Consider the following 18,859-nt stretch of genomic DNA (forward strand, 5'->3'; position numbering starts at 1 on the left):
TCACGTGTGTCACTGCCCTCAGGAGAGCAGGGGTGTGGTGCGTCGACGACCACAGAACTCACATCGCCGTGCCCGTGAACTCGGGTCACGCGCCAAGGTCAGGCAGCGGGATAGTGACGCACTACTCCCGCCCCGCGGGACAGACCGATGGCCCACCGCTGTCGTCAGTCGTCGATTCGCTTGTCGATCAATTCGGATGCCAGACCGCCGAGAACGTCATCGTCGCCATCGACTCCGCACTCAACCGTCGCGTGATCAGACCCTCCGACCTCAGCGACGTGCGATCGCGGGTGCCGCGGAAATACTGGCCGCTCCTCGACTGTGTCGACGCCACCTGCGAGTCCGGCCTCGAGACGAAAGTCCGGCTGAGACTCGGACGTCGCGGCCTGCGCTACCGAACCCAGGCAAGAATTCCCGAGGTCGGCCGGGTCGACATCCTGATCGGAGACCGCCTGATCATCGAGACAGACGGCCTGGAATTCCATACCGGCGACGCAGCCGTGAAGGATCGTGAACGGGATCTCGTGCTCCACCGATTGGGCTACATCGTCATCCGCGTCACGTACGCCATGGTCATGTACCGCTGGGCCGAGGTGGAATCCGTGATCCACGGCTACGTCTCCCGCCGGGAGCACCTGTGGGCAGCGCGACACATCCGCGCCGGGCTGGTCGGCTGACCCGCCACTCTGAGTTTCGGGAGGAAAATCAGGGGCCCGTCGAGATATGGGCGATCGACCCCTCGATTTTCCTCCCGAAACGGGCACGTGTGCGGCAGCGGCAGCCGAGTTCAGCGCCGAGCAGCCCCCCATTCATCGTCAGTTCACCGCCCGGCCTCCGGCCGCTCCTAGCCTCACAGACGCGCGGCCCCCATTCGTCCACAGCAGGACGACCCGCGCTCCCCTGGAGGAAATTGTGTCCCGATCACGACTTATCTTCGCCGGCACCGCTCTCGCGGCCTCGGCTCTTCTTCTGAGCGGATGCGCGGCGTCGCCGGCATCCGGCACCGACCCGGACGTCGACGCGGCAGCTGCCACCAGCGCCGAGGACTTCGGTGGGCTCGAAGGGCTCGTCGCCGCCGCACAGGCCGAAGGCGAACTCAACGTCATCGCGCTGCCCGAGAACTGGGCCAACTACGGCAAGATCATCACCGCATTCGAGGAGAAGTACGACATCACCGTGAACTCGGCCGACCCCGACGTCTCGAGCGCCGAAGAGATCACCGCAGCCGAAAACCTCAAGGGACAGGACACCGCGCCTGATGTCTTCGACCTCGGCACGGCCGTCGCCCTCGAATCCACCGACCAGTTCGCGCCGTACCAGGTTGAGACCTGGGATGACATCCCGGCCGAGAACAAGGAAGAGACCGGCCTTTGGGTCAATGACTACACCGGTCTGATGTCCATCGGCTACAACGAAGACCTCGTCGACGCTCCCGAGTCACTCGACGACCTGCTCGGCTCCGAGTACAAGGGCAAGGTTGCCATCAACGGCGACCCCACGCAGGCGGGCGCGGCCTTCGCCGCCGTCGGCCTCGCGGCGATTCAGTCCGGAGGCACCGTCGACGACTTCCAGCCGGGAATCGACTTCTTCGCCGAGCTCAACGCCGAGGGCAACTTCCTGCCCCTCGACCCGACGCCGGCGACGATCGCATCCGGTGAGACCGCCGTCGTCTTCGACTGGAGCTACAACAACCTGGCCGAGGCCCAGAACGTTCCGAGCTGGAAGACCGTCGTCCTCGAGGGCCCCTCGTACGGTGCGTACTACAACCAGGCCGTGAACGTCGACGCGCCGAACCCGGCCGCCGCCCGCCTGTGGCAGGAGTTCATCTTCAGCGACGAGGCCCAGAACCTCTACCTCGAGGCCGGCGCGTACCCGGTCCGCCTCGCGGCGATGGAAGAGGCTGGAACGGTCGACTCCGCCGCTGCCGAGACCGCAGGCAGCGCACCGGAGGAGCTCCTCTCCCCCGACACCGCGCAGACGGATGCCGCGAACGCGCTCCTCGCCGAGCAGTGGGCGACCGTCCTGGGATAGTCCCACCCTGTCGACACGCGCCGGGGCCGTCTCACGGTCCCGGCGCGTTCATCTGCGATCCGGCGTCCTCTCACGCCGGCTGAAGGCATCCGTCATGAAATATCTCGGGCTCACGCCCTTCGCTCTCTATGTGTTGCTGATGCTCGTCCTCCCGGTCGTCCTCGCCGTGGCAACAGGCTTCGCCAACTCCGACGGCGAGTTCACCCTCGACAACCTGACCGCGCTCGCCGACCCGGTGATCCTCACCACGTTCGGCGCCTCGTTCGCGATCTCGGGAATCACGGCGCTGTCCGGCGCCGTCCTCGGAGCGCTGGTCTGTTACGCACTCAGCGGTCTCACGGCCGATGGTCGGATCCGGACAGCTGTCGACGCGATTTCCGGTGTGCTGGCCCAGTTCGGCGGAGTGATGCTCGCCTTCGCGTTCATCGCGACCATCGGCATCCAGGGTGTCGTCACCGTTCTTCTCCGCGACCGGTTCGGCATCGACATCTTCGCCGACGGTGTGTGGCTCTACCAGGTGCCCGGGCTCGTCCTCCCCTATCTTTACTTCCAGGTGCCGCTCATGGTGATCACGTTCCTGCCTGCGGTCGACGGTCTCAAAGCCCAGTGGGCCGAGGCCAACGCCACCCTCGGCGGCGGCACCATCACCTACTGGACCCGGATCGCCGGTCCGATCCTCGCCCCGTCGTTCTTCGGCGGACTCGTCCTCCTCTTCGCCAATGCGTTCTCCTCCTACGCCACAGCAGCCGCGCTGATCAGCCAGGGTGCGCAGATCGTGCCGCTGCAGATCCGCGGTGCCCTGATCAGCGAGACCGTGCTCGGCCGCGAGAACCTCGCCGGCTCCCTCGCGCTCGGAATGATCGTGGTCATGGCCGTGCTCATGGCCGTGTATTCGGCGCTCGCCCGCAAGACCGAGAGGTGGCAGCGATGAGCCGCGCAGGCACCCAGCGACTCGGCGACCGGCCCGGCCGCCTCGCCACCGTCGTGATCCTCGTCACGTTCGGGCTGGTCTTCGCGATCCCGCTCGTCTCGATGGTCGAATTCACGCTGCGCGGTGTCGCAGGCGGATACGGCTTCGAGCACTGGCTGGCGCTGGTCGACCCGGAGAACGAACGCAAATACCGGACCCTGTTCACCGGCATCCTGAATTCGCTCGTCCTTGCGGTTCTCACCGTGCTGGTGATGCTCGCCCTGCTCGTTCCGACGATGATCCTGGTGCAGTTGCAGTTCCCGAAACTGCGACGTGCGCTGGAACTGATCTGCCTGCTGCCGATCACCGTGCCCGCCATCGCCCTCGTCGTCGGTCTCGCGCCGGTGTACTCGGTGATCGCCGGCGTCTTCGGGAGCGGCGCCTGGACTCTCGCGTTCGCCTACGGGATCCTCGTGCTGCCCTTCGCCTACCGAGCGATCCAGTCCAACCTGCAGGCGATCGACCTCGCCACCCTGACGGAGGCCGCCCGCACGCTCGGCGCCCCGTGGGGAACGGTCATCGTCCGGGTGATCGTTCCCGGGCTCCGCCGTGGCCTCCTCGCCGCGTCGGTGATCAGCATCGCCGTCGTGCTCGGTGAGTACACGATCGCGTCTCTGCTGAACCGGCAGAACCTGCAGACCGCTCTCGTGCAGGCGTCGAAGAGCGACCCGTACACCGCGGTCATCCTCTCCCTTCTCTCCCTCATCTTCGCCTTCGTCCTCCTCGCCGTCATCGGCCGGGTCGGTGCCGGCCACCCGCAGAACAGGACAACAACGTGACGTCGACAGACGCAGCATCCGCACTGGCACGCCCCGGCACCGCCGTCGAGTTCCGATCCGTGGTTAAGCAGTACGGCGTCCACCGCGCGCTGGATGGGCTCGATCTGAGCATCGCACCCGGTGAATTCGTCGCCCTGCTCGGACCGAGCGGCTGCGGCAAGACGACGGCCCTTCGGTCCCTCGCGGGGCTCGAGACCGTCTCGTCCGGAACGGTGACCGTCGACGGGACCGACATCTCACGAATGCCGGTGAACCGTCGCGACATGGGCATGGTGTTCCAGTCCTATTCGCTGTTCCCGCACATGACGGCGATCGAGAACGTGGAGTTCGGGTTGCGGATGCGACGTGTCCCGCTCGCCGAGCGACGTCGGCTCGCCGCCGAAACGCTCGACCTGGTCGGACTCGGGAGCCGCGGCGCCCGGTATGCCCACCAACTGTCCGGCGGGCAACAGCAGCGGGTGGCGCTTGCGCGGGCGCTCGTGACCCGACCGCGGGTGCTGCTGCTCGATGAGCCGCTGTCGGCTCTCGACGCGAAGGTGCGGGTGCAGTTGCGAGACGAGATCCGCCGCATCCAGCAAGAGCTCGGCATCACCACACTCTTCGTCACGCATGACCAGGACGAAGCGCTCGCCGTCGCCGATCGCGTCGCGGTGATGCGGGAGGGGCGCATCGAGCAGATCGGAACGCCAGAGGAGCTCTACTCGCGCCCCGCGACGGCGTTCGTGGCGGACTTCGTCGGCCAGAGCAACCGGCTGGAGGGAACGGCGTCCGGTGGGCGGATACAGATCCTCGGTCAGGATCTGCCGTCGCGCACCCCTGGCCTGAACGGGAGCGTTCTCTGCTTCGTTCGCCCGGAGGACATCGGCATCAGGGCCATCCAGCGTGCCGGGCAGGGCGGCGGCACCGTCGTCGGCTCGAGTTTCCACGGGAGCTTCCGGCGCACGATCGTTCTCGTCGAAGCACAGCAGGTCGTGACCCAGCACGCCGCCTCGCAGTCCTTCGGTCTCGGCGACGAGGTCGAGTTGACGATCACCGCCGCCGACCTGACAGCAGTGCAGGCACCGCTGACCTGAACTCTCGGGGCGCGCGGGTTTCGGGAGGAAAAGCAGGGGGCCTGTCCACGTATGGACGATCGACCCCCGGATTTTCCTCCCGAAACCTAGGCCGCAGCCGCAGCCGGCTCCGCCCGCGCCGCATCGAGGCCCTCCCAGCGCTTGCCCCACAGCGGCAGTAGCGTCAGCACCGCATAAAGCACGGCGCAGGACAGCACGGTCGGCCCGAACCCGATCCCTGCGATGGCCAGCCCGGCGACGAAGCTCCCGAGCGGCATCGCCGCCGCCACCCCCGCTGTCGTCACGCCGAAGACCCGCGCGCGCATCCGCTCGGGCGTCAGCCCGTACATCGCGGTCGACAGCATCGGGTTGATCGCGCCGGCCGCGAGTCCTGACAGCCCGAACACGAGGAGCAGCACCGGCACAGGGACATCGAGGAACATCGCGACGTACGGCGGCACCCCCGCGCAGAAGAACGAGAAGACGAACAGCCCCCGTCCGGCCAGACGGTGCCCCCAGACCGCGAACAGGGTCGAGCCGGCCAGGGCGCCACCGGCGAAGCATCCGACCATGAATCCGAGCAGCGCGCCCGATTCGGAGTTCGCTGTGGCATAGACCGGCTTGATCACCGTCAGGCCGGCGATGTCGATCGCGTTCGTCACCATGACGAGCAACACGACGCTGCGCAACAGCGGCTGCTTCGACAGGAACCGGAAGCCGTCCGAGAGCTCCTGCCAGTAGGTCCCGTCCGACTCCTCCCGCAGGGGCCTGGCCACCTTCCGTGGGATGCAGAGCGCGACAAGCAGCGCGGAGACCGCGAAGGTCGCCGCGTTGACCAGCAGCGAGTTCGTCGCCCCTGCGAGCGCCACGAGGATGCCAGCGGTCGCAGCCCCGATCATCGATGCGCTCCTCTGCACGGCGGACTGCGCCCCGGCCGCCCGCGCCAGCGGCACACGGCCCCGCTCGGCGAGCTCGGGAAGCAGCACCGCCTTCGCCGTGTCGCCCGGGGTGTCGAGGAGGCCGCTGAGGAACACGAGCAGGAGGAGCAGCCAGAACGGCAACCCGCTCGTCAGGGCGAAGACAGGGATGGCCAGCACGGTGAGCCCACTAGCGAGATCGGCGAGGATGCTCGCCGTCCGGTAGCCGAACCTGTCGATCACCGCACCGCCGAGGGCACCCCCGACGACGACCGGGACGGTGGCGAAGACCCCGGCCACGCCGGTCGCCACGGGCGAATCAGTCGTTCCGAGCACGTACAACGGGACGGCCACCATCGTGATCGCGTTGCCCGCCTTCGAGATGAGTTCGGCAGCGAGCAGCCCGACGAGCGGCGTGCGGTGGGTCGTTCCGACTGCGGTGGTCACGCGGGGTCCTGAGGTCGGTGCCCATCGGGGCGAGCGGATGCCGCGCCGGCTTCTGCGTGCCCGGTCGCGTCGCGGGAGGAATCGGCGCTGGTCTGCGCGGGCCGCGGACGGACGAACGCGCTGTACATGAAGCGGGACGGACGTGCTCCTGCGGCATCCGGGCGACTCCGTGCCTCCCAGCGGCGCGCGAGCACTTCGAGCTCGTCGGCGAGTTCGCGCAGCTCGTCTGGCGTGAGGAAAGTCACCGTGTCGCCGGTCGTCGCTGCTGCCACCCACTCCGGCTCGAGGGTCGGCTCCAGGTCGATGTACTCGGCGAGCTCGGCGGCCTGCGACTGCAGGAACGTGTGACGCATCGCCGCGCTCGCGACCCGGGTGTCCGGGTCGGCATTGAGCCGACTGGGTTCATAGCGCGTGTGCGACTGGGCTGCCTGCCACCAGCGCTCGCGCGCATCCCGCGCATTCTCCGGGGCTTCGACGACGAAATCCGACCGGGCGAGAACCCCGACGTGGTAGCTGATCGACCCGGGTGCCTCGTCGAGAGTGTCGGCGAGCATCCCGACCGACTGCGGCCCCGAGACGCGGAGTTCACCCAGCAGTCTCACACGTAACGGATGCGCCAGTGCGCGCATCGCCCGCGGATCGGTCAGGGCGCGGACGGGTGGGAGTGGGGTGGCCATGCCTTCACGATAGTTGCACAAGAAGTCTTGTGCAATGTTTCTTGTGGACTTTTCGCAAACAACATGCGCTCGTTACTACCGAACCGCCAGCCTCACCGTCACGGTGGTCCCCCGGCCTTCAAAGCTTTCGAACGACAGTGACCCGCGGTGCTCCTCGACGATCGCCTTCGTCACCGTGAGAGCGAGCCCGACTCCCGGAAAGTGTTCACCGATGGTGCCGGCGCGGTAGAAGGGCGAGGTCATTGCCTCGAGTTCCTCGGATGGCACCCCGATGCCGTTGTCGGTCACGGTGATCGTGACGTTCTCTCCGTCAGACGACACGGTCAGGCGGACCTGTCCTCCGAACGGACTGAACTTCATGGCGTTCGAGACGAGACTGTCGATGGCCTGGCTGATCCGCTTCGGGTCGATCACCGCGATCACGGGTCCGGACGCATCGAGGGCGAACTGGACACCCGCCTTCTCAGCTGCCGTCCGGCATCGCTCGAGCACAGCAGCGCACAGGGCGACGACATCCGTCGACTGCCGCTGCAGGCGGACGGCTTCGCGCTTCCGGCTGGCTGCCTCCAGAAGATCGAGGACGAGTCGCTGGAGCCGGTCGGCGTTCCTTTCGACCACGCCGAGGTGCTGGCGGACGTCGTCCGGCAGCCGTTCAGGCTCTTCGAGAACGAGTTCGAGGTAGCCGAGAATCGACGCAAGCGGGGTCCTGAACTCGTGCGACACGGATCCGACGAATTCGTCCTTCGCCGCGATCGTCTCGAGATACGCCGTGACGTCGTCGATGGCGATCACCGTTCCGGCGAAGCGGCCATCGGTGTCGTGCAGCGGCCGCGCGGATGCCGCAACGGCGTGTTGCCGGGTACCGGGGGCGCTGATCCAGATGATCTGGTTGGAGTATTCATCGCCCCTGAGCGCCCGCGTGACGAACCCCTGCCCGTCAGGGAGCGACGTGACTCTGTCCTCCTGCAGCATGTATCCCTGCTGGTCGAGCTCGAGGGGGGTGAGTCCGGTGTTGACGATCACCGGATGGCTGAGGACCGAACGGTTCGCGAGGATCTGGTTGCCTTCGGCGTCATAGGCGAGGATTCCGATGTCGACGGCATCGAGCATGGCGTCGAGCAGTTCGGAGGTGCGTTTCTCTCGGGCGAGTGATGCGGCCGTCTCCCGTTCCTGCTCGATGAGCGAACGGATGCTCGCTGCGGCGCGACGCGACGCGACGAAAGTACTGGCTGCTGCGATGCTCACAACGGCCGGCGTGAGAAAGTTCCGCAGGGCGTGCTCGAGATCCATCGAATCCAGCTCGCCCACACCGGCGACCTCGACCAGCCCCAGGGAGAGCAGAACGGCCAGCCCGGCGAAGACCGGGCGGCCGGACAGACCCAGCCAGAGAGCGGGGAGGATCGCAAGAATGCTCAGCGCGTGGACATGGTGCTCGGGAACCTGCTGCATCACGATGAGCGCGATCATGTCGAGAACGGGGACCGCCAGGAGCCAGTCCGAGCTGGTTCGGCCGAGGATGGCGGCCAGTACCGTCGCCACGATCATCAGGCTGATCGCTATGGCGAATGCGACAGTCCGCAACGGTGCCGTATCCACGACGAGCGCGATGGCGATGGACACGACCACGATCACGACGGCGGCGAGCTGGATCGCGACTTCGGCCCGGTAGCCGAACCATCGCGTTCCCAGCACGGCGGCCGTTGACCTTCTCATAAGACGGACATCGTCTGCCGGGCGATCTCGAGTTCTTCGTTGGTGGGAATGACGAGCACGGTGACGGCGGAGTCGTCGGTGGAGATCCGGCGGGCATCCCGCGATTTCTCCTCGTTGCGTTCGTCGGAGAGACGGATGCCGAAGGCGTCGAGCCCCGACAGGGCGGCCTTGCGCACGGCGGCGGCGTTCTCCCCCACCCCTGCAGTGAAGGTGATGACGTCGATCCGGCCGAGCTGCGCGATGTAGTTGCCGACGTAGCCCTTGAGCCGGTGCACGTAGACGTCGAAGGCGACCTGGGCGTTTTCGTCGCCCGCTGCGGCACGGCTGAGGACGTCGCGCATGTCGTTGGCGCCGCTCATCCCGAGCAGGCCGCTCTTGCGGTTGAGCAGGGTGTCGATCTCATCGAACGTCATTCCGGTTCGACGGTGCAGGTGGATGAGCACCGCGGGATCGATGTCGCCCGACCTGGTTCCCATGACGAGTCCCTCCAGCGGCGTCAACCCCATGGAGGTCTCGACCGAGCGGGCGCCGGCAATGGCCGATGCCGACGCCCCGTTGCCGAGGTGGAGGACGATCTGGTTCAGCTCGGCGAGCGGTCGCCCGACGAAGGCTGCTGCCTCCTCGGAGACGAATTTGTGCGATGTGCCGTGGAAACCGTACTTGCGCAGCCGGTGCTTCTTGGCGAGAGCCGCGTCGATCGCGTAGCTGTATGCCGCTGGCGAGAGGGTCTGGTGGAACGCGGTGTCGAAGACGGCGACGTGCGGAACGTCGGGGAACGCCTTCTGCGCGGCCTCGATCCCCTGGAGGTTCGCCGGGTTGTGCAGCGGTGCGAGCTCCGCGAGCTCCTCGATGTTGATCTTCACGAGGTCGGTGATCGGGGTGGGCTCGAAGAAGCGCTTTCCGCCGTGGACGACCCGGTGCCCGACGGCGATCAGCGGATGCCGGTCAAGCGACGGACCGTCGGCGGCGAACGCGTCGAGCATCACTCTGAACCCGGCCGTGTGATCCGGGATCGGGAGGTCCCGCTCGGTGGTCTGGGGAGCATCGGACCTGTCGACGGACGGCACGTCGTCCCACGGGATGGTGTGCACTGCGTGGCCGGAATCCTCGCCGATCCGCTCGACCAGGCCGGTCGCGAGCATCTGCTCCGTGTCCATGTCGATCAGCTGGTACTTGAACGACGAGGAACCCGAGTTGACGACGAGGACGGCGCTCATGCGGGCGTCTCGCCTTGCGCCTGGATCGCCGTGATCGCGACGGTGTTGACGATGTCCTGCACCAGGGCTCCTCGCGACAGGTCGTTGATCGGTTTGTTGAGGCCCTGCAGGACCGGACCGATGGCGACGGCGCCTGCCGAACGCTGAACCGCCTTGTAGGTGTTGTTCCCGGTGTTCAGGTCGGGGAAGATGAAGACCGTCGCGCGGCCGGCCACTTCGGAACCGGGCATCTTCGACGCGCCGACCGCGGCATCCGCAGCGGCGTCGTACTGGATCGGACCCTCCACGAGCAGGTCGGGGCGACGGGACCTCACGAGCGCCGTTGCGTCTCGCACCTTCTCGACGTCGACGCCCGAACCGGACTCCCCCGTCGAGTAGGAGAGCATGGCGACCCGCGGGTCGATGCCGAACTGCACGGCGGTCTCAGTGGACGAGATGGCGATGTCGGCGAGCTGGGAGGCATCCGGATCGGGGATGACGGCGCAGTCGCCGTAGACGAGGACGCGGTCCTGCAACGCCATGAGGAACACGGAAGAGACGACGTTGACGCCCGGCTTCGTGCGGATGATCTCGAACCCCGGTCGGATGGTGTGCGCCGTCGTGTGCGCAGCACCGGAGACCATGCCGTCTGCCAGCCCGAGGTGCACCATCATCGTGCCGAAGTACGAGACGTCGGAGACCTGGTCACGGGCCTGGTCGACTGTGACGCCCTTGTGCGCGCGGATCCGCGCGTACTCCTCGGCGAACTTCAGCCCGAGGACGGGATCGTGGGAGGAGAGCACCTCGGCTCCGGAGATATCCAGGCCGAGCTCGATGGCGCGGGACCGGACCTCGAACGGTTCTCCGAGGATCGTCAGGTCGGCCACGCCGCGGGCGAGGAGGGTATGCGCTGCGCGGAGGATGCGATCGTCGTCGCCCTCGGGCAGGACGATGTGCTTGCGGTTCGCGCGGGCGCGTTCGAGGAGCCCGTACTCGAACATCAACGGCGTGACGACGGCAGTGCGGCTCACCTCGAGGCGGTTGAGGAGGGCGGTCGCATCGACGTGCTGTTCGTAGAGCGCCAGTGCCGCGTCGTACTTGCGCTGCGAATCGGCGGCCAGGCGCCCGCGGGTCCTGGTGATGGCGACGATGGTGTCGTAGGTGCCGAGTCCGGTCTTGATGATCGGCAGGGTCTGGGGAAGGCCGTCGAGCAGCTGCTCGACCGGTTCGGGCAGGTCGAACCCGCCGTTGAGCACGATCCCTGCAATGGACGGGAAGGTGCCTGAGCTCTGGGCCATCATGGCGGCGAGCAGCACTTCGGTGCGGTCGCCTGCGACCACGAGCACGGCTCCCTCGATCAGCCGCGGCAGCACATTGACCATGCCCATTCCCGCGACCACGACGCCGAGCGCTTCGCGGGAGAGCAGGGCGGGATCGCCCTTGAGCAGCACGCCGTCGGTCGCCGTCATGATCGATTCCATGCTCGGGGCGATGAGGTATGGGTCCTCAGGGATCGCCCACACCGGGACGCCGGGCTCGGCTTTCTCGATCGCCGCGGTGACCTCGGCGAGTCGGTCCGGATCGACCCGGTTGGCGATGATGGCGAGGAGGGTGGCGTGCGCATTGCGGAGTTCGAGAAGAGCGAGTTCGGCGATGTCGCCCATGTGCTCAGGGCTACGCGGGTCGGCCTGGCCGAGGCGTTCGCCCGAACCCTGGTTGGAGCGGCCACCGAGCACGAGAAGCACGGGGGCACCGAGGTTGGTGGCGATGCGAGCGTTGTAGCCGAGCTCGGTCGGGCTTCCGACGTCGGTGTAGTCGGAGCCGAGGATGACGACGGCGTCACACTTCGCTTCGACCGCCTTGTAACGCTCGACGATGTTCGACAGGGCGGCGTCCGCGTCGACGTGCACCGCGTCGTAGGTCACACCGATGCACTCGTCGTAGTCGAGATCCACGCTGTCGTGGCTGAGCAGGAGGTCGACGACGTAGTCGCGCTCAGAGGTCGACCGCGCGATCGGACGGAACACACCCACTCGCTGCACCTGGTGGGAGAGAGTGTCGAGGGTGCCGAGCGCGATCGTCGATTTGCCGGTGTGCCCTTCGGCGGACGTGATGTAAATGCTTTTCGCCACGGGTCCAGCCTACGTTGCGGTTTCGGCGAGGATCACGCGTTGTCCGAGCCGGTATCGTCCACGCGTTCCTGGGCGTCCTCCTGCGACACCCCCGCCCCGTCGCCTGCCCACTGCCAGTTCGCGACCTCGGGGATGTCTTCGCCGTGGTCGCGCGTGTACTGGCGGGCGGCGAGCCGGGCATCCTGCATCTCCTGGCGGAGCCCCGCACACGTCGATGCGAGTTGCGGCACCCGGTCGATGACGTCGATGACGAGCCGGTACCGGTCGAGGTCGTTGAGCATGACCATGTCGAACGGCGTCGTGGTCGTGCCCTCCTCCTTGTAGCCGCGGACGTGCATGTTCTCGTGACCGGTGCGGCGGTAGGCCAGCCGGTGGATGAGCCACGGGTAGCCGTGGTAGGCGAAGATCACGGGCTTGTCGGTCGTGAAGACGTTGTCGTACTCGGTGTCCGAGAGTCCGTGCGGGTGCTCGTGCTCGTCCTGCAGCCGCATGAGGTCGACCACGTTGACGACGCGCACAGACAGCTCTGGCAGTCGTTCGCGCAGAATGGATGCCGCCGCGAGCGTCTCGAGGGTCGGCACGTCTCCGGCGCAGGCGAGAACGACATCCGGGTCGGTGCCCTCGGTCTCGGTGCCCGCCCAGTCCCAGATACCCAGCCCGCGGCTGCAGTGCGCGACGGCCTCGTCCATGGCCAGCCAGTTGGCCTGCGGCTGCTTGCCTGCTACGACGACGTTCACGTAGTTCACGGAGCGCAGGCAGTGGTCGTAGGTGGAGAGCAGCGTGTTGGCATCCGGCGGCAGGTACACCCGCACGACGTCGGCCTTCTTGTTCACGACGTGGTCGATGAATCCGGGGTCCTGGTGACTGAAGCCGTTGTGGTCCTGGCGCCAGACGTGGCTTGACAGCAGGTAGTTGAGGCTCGACACCGGGCTTCGCCACGGGATCTCCCGCGTGGTCTTCAGCCATTTGGCGTGCTGGTTCACCATCGAGTCGATGATGTGGATGAACGCCTCGTAGCAGTTGAACAGGCCGTGTCTGCCGGTCAGCAGGTAGCCCTCGAGCCAGCCCTGGCACTGGTGTTCGCTCAGCACCTCCATCACGCGGCCAGCGCGGGCAAGGTTCGTGTCGACGGGGAGGATCTCGGCGTTCCACTGTTTGCCGGTGTGTTCGTAGACAGAAGGCGCTAGCCGGTTGGAAGCCGTCTCATCCGGTCCGAAGATGCGGAAGTTGACCGGGTTCTCGGCGATGACGTCCGCGAGCCAGATGCCGAGCACCTTCGTCGCCTCAGCGGTCGTCGCGCCTGGCGCAGGCACGTCGACGGCGTAGTCGCGGAAGTCGGGGAGGTCGAGGTCGCGCCTCAGCACCCCGCCGTTGGCGTGCGGGGTGGCGCTCATCCGGAGGTCGCCCGCCGGGGAGAGGGCGGCGATGTCCTCGTACAGCCGACCATCCTCACCGAAGAGTTCTTCAGGCCGATAGCTCTTCAGCCAGTCCTCGAGGATGCGGGTGTGTGCCTCGGTGTCGCGCGCGTTGGCGAGCGGAACCTGGTGTGCCCGCCAAGTGTTCTCCACCGGCTGTCCGTCGATCTCGGCCGGGCAGGTCCAGCCCTTCGGAGTGCGCAGGATGATCATCGGCCAGCGGGGGCGGGTGACATCCTCGCCCGCGGCTTGCTGCTCGGCCGCTGTGCGCTTGATCGCGGCGATCTCGTCCATGACGGTGTCGAGGGTCTCGGCCATGCGCGCGTGCACAAGGATCGGGTCCTCGCCATCGAAGCCACCGGAGACGATATGCGGCTTGTGACCGTACCCGCGCATGAGGTCGAGAAGTTCCTCTTCGGGGATGCGGGCGAGGATGGTCGGGTTGGCGATCTTGTAGCCGTTGAGGTGCAGGATCGGCAGGACAACGCCGTCCTGCAGCGGATCGACGAACTTGTTCGAGTGCCAGCTCGTGGCGAGCGGGCCGGTCTCGGCTTCGCCGTCGCCGACGACAGCCGCGACGATCAGGTCGGGGTTGTCGAACGCGGCACCGTAGGCGTGGCTCAGCGCGTAGCCGAGCTCGCCGCCCTCGTGGATCGACCCGGGTGTCTCGGGCGCGACGTGACTCGGGATGCCGCCGGGGAACGAGAACTGGCGGAACAACCGCTGCAAGCCATCCTCGTCCTGGCTGATCCGGGCGTAGACCTCGGAGTATGTGCCCTCGAGGTAGGCGTTCGCAACCATGCCAGGTCCACCGTGGCCAGGACCGGCGACGTAGAGCATCGACTGTTCACGCTCACGGATGATGCGGTTGAGGTGCGCATAGACGAAGTTGAGGCCGGGAGTGGTGCCCCAGTGGCCGAGCAGGCGCGGCTTGATGTGCTCGACGGCGAGCGGCTGGCGCAGCAGCGGGTTGTCGAGCAGGTAGATCTGGCCGATCGACAGGTAGTTCGCTGCCCTCCACCAGGCGTCGATGCCCGCCAGGTCGTCATCCGTGCTCGTGGTCGGTCTCGGGTCGTCCGTCTGGGCTGCCATGGCCTCATCCTAGGGACGCGAGTCGTGCGGCCGATAGGGCCGAACGGCCCGGCGTGGAGGGTGATAATGCGACGAGGGCATCCGCCCCGGTCGAGGGCATCCGGTACACCGGGAACCTTCGACCGAAACGGATGCCCTCGAGGGAGCAGCGGCGGTTACGCGACCTGTGCTGCTCGGCGAGCGCGAACCAGGACGCCGCCGGCGAGCATCAGCACGATCCCGAGCCACAGCCAGCCGGCCAGGTCGGATCCTGTGCTCGCGAGGTCATCGTCTCCGGCGGGGTCGGCACCCGGTCCCGCTGCGACGGTCACCGTGATGGGTGCCGCTGCGAGCGTGGCCCCGTCCTGGAGCGCGGCGATCTCGTACGCTCCTGCTGCGGTGTCGGCCGGAATGGTGAGCCGCACCGATGCGTTGCCGTCGGCATCCGTCGTCACTGTCTCGAGCACCGCCGGCAGGGCGAGCGCGAACAGTGCGAATTCCGCTGTGGGCTCTCGCAACGCCAGTTCGATCTCGGTGTCAGCGTCGAATCCGCTGAGTTCGACATCGACCGTTCCGCCGGCGACAACGCTGCCTGGCGTCACCGTGATCAGCGGTTCGGATGCCTCGACAGCAGAGACCAGCTGGGCGACACCCCACCGGGCGGTCGACTGGTAGCCGGCGCCTGACGGGTCGGCCCAGTTGCGGATGCCCGTTCGAGCTCCGTTCGATGCATCGTTGACCTGCAGGTCGAGACCCTGGAACGAGCCGGCGCCACCGGATTCGAGGAGGCTGACGGCGACCTCGACGCGGTAGCCGGCATCCGTTCGCGTCGTTGCCGACTCGACCCTGGCACGCTGGAACGCTTCGTCACCGGTTCCGAACGACACGACGTTGTCCGCACTGATGCGGATCTGCGTGTCGTCGTAACGGTACGAGCCGTTCTTGTAGTTGCCTGCGTCGACGTAGATCTCGACCGAGTCCTGGATCCATGGGTCTGAGCCAGACACGTCGACGGTCGGATCGGTGACCTCGGCGAGCAGGTAGAGCATGTTGTCGCGCCACAGCGTGCTGAAGACCGCGGATGCTCCTGCCGTTCCCTCGACCTGCTTGGTCGTCTCGACGGTGCCTGCTCTTGCCCACAACTCGTCGAGGTCTCCGTCGATCGCGGGTGAGGTGGCCGTCTCAGCGACTTCCTGGTAGGAGAGGGGCTCGAGCAGGGTCAGGGTGCCGATGGCACCCTCGGTGTTCCAGCCCGCCGTTGCGTCGTCGTTCTGTACCCGCAGGTCGAAGTCCACCGTGTCGCCCTCGGCTGCTCCGTCGAGGGGCAGGTGTGCGACGATGCGGTAGCCGTCATCCGTTTCGGTGATGACACCATCGACGTCGCCGCTGCCGTCACGGCCTACGCTCGCCGTCTCGTCGCCCCAGGCGAACTCGACGCCGTCGGAGGCATCCGTCGTCGTGTCGTTCACCTCGACGTACACGGTCAGGTGATCCGGCTGCCAGCGCAGCTGGAACGCGGCGTCCTGCTCGATGGCCTGCAGAGGCAGCTGACGCCACGCGAGGGCATCCGTTGCGTCGCCGTCGAGCGGAACGTCGCCCTGGAAGACGTTGGCCGTGCGCAGTCGTGCGGGCAGTTCCGTGTCGACGATGCCGTAGTACGCGGGCTTCGCGACGAGCGAGTCGGTGAACACGAGTGGCGCGCCTGAGCTGTTGCGCCAGCTGCGTCCGTCGGTGAGGCCCCAGACCGTGACCGAGAACAACTCGTCGGAGTAGTCGCGGAAGATCCGGTAGGCGTCGCGGTAGAAGTACCCCTGTTCGACGAGTTTCGCCTGGGTCACCGGCGTACCTGTGGTGACGTCGAGTTCGGTCACGGCCTGCGTGAGGCCGAGTCCGGTGAACGCGTCGAGCGCAGTCTCGAGCGCGGCGACCGGAGTCGACAGGCTCACGTGGAACTGGTGGCCGACCCCGTCGACCGGCGTTCCGCGCTCCAGCATCCTCTCGACGAGGGCGAGCAGGCGGGCCTGCTTGCCGCTCTGCTCGGTGTTGTAGTCGTTGATGAACAGCGTCACCGGGCGGTCAGCGCCTGCGGCAGCGAACTCGCCGTTGAACGCCTCATCGGCGTACTCGAACGCGAGGTCGATGAACTCCTCGCCAAGGATACGGAACCACTCGCTGCGACGCAGGCCATCTGCGTTCTCGTTGCCGTCTGAGACCACTTCGTTGACGACGTCGAATGCGTACAGCGGGTTGGTGTCGCTCCCGAATTCGCCGTAGGTGTCACTGAGGTGCTCGGCGACCGCGAAGATGTGCGCGCGCATGCGATCCCGAAGGATCTGCTGGTCCGCATCGCTGTCAGTGAGGGCGGCTCCTGCATCGTCCTGGAAGAACCAGGCAGGGGTCTGGGAGTGCCAGACGAGCGTGTGACCGTAGACACTGAGGTCGTTGTCCTGTGCGAACTGCATCAGGGTGTCGGCCTCAGCGTGCGGGGTGAAGACGCCGTCGGCGTCATACCAGGCCTCCGGCTTCATGTAGTTCTCGGAGGTGACCTGGTTGAAGTGCTTGTTGAGAAGCTCGGCGGCCGTCCCTGTGGTTTCACGGCTGTCGATCGCGACGCCGCTCGCGAAGTCCACGGTGTCCTTGATCGGGGTGAGGTCCTCGACCTCACCGGCGGCAGGCACGGTGACGGTGATGTCATCGACCAGGAACGCCGACGTGTTTCCGCCGTTGTACGCGGTCTCGAAGTAGAGCAATGCTTCGTCGGCTGCGCCCATCTGGAACGTCTGCGTGACCTGCACCCAGGAGCTGTTCGACATGCCGGTGAACTGGCCGAGCGTTCCGTACGACGTCGAGCCGCCCGTCGTGCGTGCGAGGCTCAGCCAGACGTCGCCGGGGGTCTCGCCTGCGGCGAACTTCACCCACGCGGATACCTCGTAGGTCTGCCCGGGGAGCAGGATGCCGGTCACGTCGTGCCCGATTCCCTGGCCCTCAGAGACACGCTCCGAGATCAGCGCGGACTGCGAGCCGCTGTGTGCCTCGTCGGTCGACACGGTGACGGAGGCCGCACCGCTCGCGTCCTCGCGCGGAACCCAGGTACCGAGTCCGTCTTCGAACCCGGTGTTGAGCGAGGAGAGGTCCGAGTCGCCGGGGTCTGTCGGGTCCGTCGGATCTGTCGGATCTTCCGCCCGGAGTACGGAGATCGAGAGATCGTCGAGCAGGTAGCTGTAGCTCGCGCCGCCGGGCAGGTCGGCCGTGCCGATGTAGGCCTGCAGCGCCGCAGCATCCGTTCCCTCCGCGATGTCGAGGGTTCCGGTGACCGTCGTCCAGGCGTCGGCTGTCATCGTGGTGTTGCCGATCCACGTGTATGCGGGCTTCATGACGAAGCGCACGCCCACAGGGGCCGCTGCGGCATCCGCAAGCCGTGCCTTCATGGTGAAGGTGAGCGTGTCACCCGGCTCGAGGTCGCTGAAGAACCCGGTCGGGGTCTGGATGCCGCTGTAGTCGTTCGCGCGATCGCCGACACGCAGCGCGGTGCCGCCTTCGCCGTCATCGACGTAGGTGAGTGCAGGCCCGCCGCTCGACTCCCAGCCTCCGAGGGTGCTGTCCTCGAAGTCGCTGGACGCGAGAACTTCGGGTTCTGCCGCCGCGGCCGGCGATGTCAGAACCGGTACGAGAAGCGCGGCCGCCAACGTTCCTATGACGAGAGTGCGGGACATGGATCTGACGCTCATAACGCTCCTTTGCGTGGGAAAAGCGAGACTGCATGGTGACGTGACCGCCGACTGCAGGGTGCTGCCGAACGAAGCTCGAAAGTTTCGACACCTGCGTCGAAACCACTCGAATGGTTCGAATCCTAGGGGGGTGCGACTTTTGTTGTCAAGATCGACAAATACCCTTGACGGGCGGCGGTTCGTGTGGCGAGAGGCCTCGCGTCCGACGGGAGAGGCGGCGCGGTGCACTGAGGCTCTCGGGATCCCCGGCTCCGTGCGGGCCCCGGGCTGCGTTAACGAAAAAGACTCCTCGCGCACCTTCGCACGAGAAAGCGCAGCCCCGGTTACCCCAGCGGCTCCGTTAACGAGAAAAGACTCCTCGCGCACCTTCGCACGAGAAAGCGCAGCCCCGGTTACCCCAGCGGCTCCGTTAACGAGAAAACTCCTCGCGCACCCGCCAGAGCCCGGTTACCCTTGCTACGTTTCCGTCCTGGGGGAGTTGGCCTGGATGGCGCCACGCGAGGAGCCAGCATCCATTCTACAGACTCCTGAAGCCTTCGCGACCGCGGGCAAACCGACGCGTTCGGATGTCCGCGCGAAGCACGGTAGGATAGCTGAGGCTGAAATCGCGAGAGCGATTCGGCTGGTCCGGAGGATTCGCCTAGTGGCCTATGGCGCACGCTTGGAAAGCGTGTTGGGTTAACGCCCTCGGGGGTTCGAATCCCCCATTCTCCGCCAACATCAGAAACGCC

At 66.8% G+C, this 18,859-nt stretch carries 12 protein-coding genes, 1 tRNA gene and 1 other RNA gene; 6 read left to right on the forward strand and 8 right to left on the reverse strand.

Annotated elements, in window-relative coordinates:
* Positions 1-113 precede the first annotated feature (113 nt).
* The 5 genes from AC1M2K_RS03045 (at position 114) to AC1M2K_RS03065 (ending at position 4,853) form a co-directional block, all read left to right on the forward strand.
* Positions 114-677 (forward strand): endonuclease domain-containing protein, encoded by a 564-nt coding sequence (locus AC1M2K_RS03045; protein ID WP_480239791.1) that lies wholly within the window; start codon positions 114-116, stop codon positions 675-677.
* 235 nt (positions 678-912) lie between these two features.
* Complete coding sequence (locus tag AC1M2K_RS03050; RefSeq protein WP_480239792.1) at positions 913-2,031, forward strand: ABC transporter substrate-binding protein; 1,119 nt, start codon at positions 913-915, stop codon at positions 2,029-2,031.
* Positions 2,032-2,125: 94 nt separating this feature from the next.
* Positions 2,126-2,962, forward strand: coding sequence for an ABC transporter permease (locus AC1M2K_RS03055; RefSeq protein ID WP_480239793.1), 837 nt, complete (start codon positions 2,126-2,128; stop codon positions 2,960-2,962).
* A complete protein-coding gene (locus AC1M2K_RS03060; protein WP_480239794.1) occupies positions 2,959-3,780 on the forward strand; it encodes an ABC transporter permease in 822 nt (273 codons plus the stop codon). The genes AC1M2K_RS03055 and AC1M2K_RS03060 overlap by 4 nt, the downstream gene beginning before the upstream one ends.
* Positions 3,777-4,853, forward strand: coding sequence for an ABC transporter ATP-binding protein (locus tag AC1M2K_RS03065; protein WP_480239795.1), 1,077 nt, complete (start codon positions 3,777-3,779; stop codon positions 4,851-4,853). Before AC1M2K_RS03060 ends, AC1M2K_RS03065 begins: the two co-directional genes overlap by 4 nt.
* A gap of 86 nt (positions 4,854-4,939) precedes the next feature.
* Here the strand turns inward: AC1M2K_RS03065 and AC1M2K_RS03070 are convergent, their stop codons facing one another.
* The 8 genes from AC1M2K_RS03070 to ffs all read right to left on the reverse strand — a co-directional run bounded on the left by AC1M2K_RS03070 (position 4,940) and on the right by ffs (position 18,638).
* Complete coding sequence (locus AC1M2K_RS03070) at positions 4,940-6,196, reverse strand: MFS transporter (protein WP_480239796.1); 1,257 nt, start codon at positions 6,194-6,196, stop codon at positions 4,940-4,942.
* Positions 6,193-6,873: an ArsR/SmtB family transcription factor gene (locus tag AC1M2K_RS03075; protein WP_480239797.1), complete on the reverse strand. Its 681-nt coding sequence runs from the start codon at positions 6,871-6,873 to the stop codon at positions 6,193-6,195. Before AC1M2K_RS03075 ends, AC1M2K_RS03070 begins: the two co-directional genes overlap by 4 nt.
* 75 nt (positions 6,874-6,948) lie before the next feature.
* A complete protein-coding gene (locus tag AC1M2K_RS03080; RefSeq protein ID WP_480239798.1) occupies positions 6,949-8,586 on the reverse strand; it encodes a sensor histidine kinase in 1,638 nt (545 codons plus the stop codon).
* Positions 8,583-9,803, reverse strand: coding sequence for an acetate/propionate family kinase (locus AC1M2K_RS03085; protein ID WP_480239799.1), 1,221 nt, complete (start codon positions 9,801-9,803; stop codon positions 8,583-8,585). The genes AC1M2K_RS03080 and AC1M2K_RS03085 overlap by 4 nt, the downstream gene beginning before the upstream one ends.
* Positions 9,800-11,914, reverse strand: a complete 2,115-nt coding sequence (gene pta / locus AC1M2K_RS03090; protein ID WP_480239800.1) for a phosphate acetyltransferase — start codon at positions 11,912-11,914, stop codon at positions 9,800-9,802. Before pta ends, AC1M2K_RS03085 begins: the two co-directional genes overlap by 4 nt.
* Positions 11,915-11,946: 32 nt before the next feature.
* Positions 11,947-14,421 carry a phosphoketolase family protein gene (locus tag AC1M2K_RS03095; protein WP_480239801.1) on the reverse strand — a complete coding sequence of 825 codons (2,475 nt, stop codon included), beginning with the start codon at positions 14,419-14,421 and terminating at the stop codon, positions 11,947-11,949.
* A 155-nt stretch (positions 14,422-14,576) separates the two neighbouring features.
* The gene (locus AC1M2K_RS03100; protein WP_480239802.1) at positions 14,577-18,128 is read right to left on the reverse strand and encodes an endo-1,4-beta-xylanase; all 3,552 of its coding nucleotides are present in this window, start codon (positions 18,126-18,128) and stop codon (positions 14,577-14,579) included.
* 413 nt (positions 18,129-18,541) lie between these two features.
* Positions 18,542-18,638, reverse strand: an RNA gene (gene ffs / locus AC1M2K_RS03105) — signal recognition particle sRNA small type.
* Between the two features lie 119 nt (positions 18,639-18,757).
* On the opposite strand from ffs, the gene AC1M2K_RS03110 reads away from it, so the two are divergent.
* Positions 18,758-18,845, forward strand: a tRNA-Ser gene (locus AC1M2K_RS03110).
* Positions 18,846-18,859: the final 14 nt, after the last annotated feature.

This window comes from Mycetocola sp. Y171 (genome assembly GCF_056713165.1).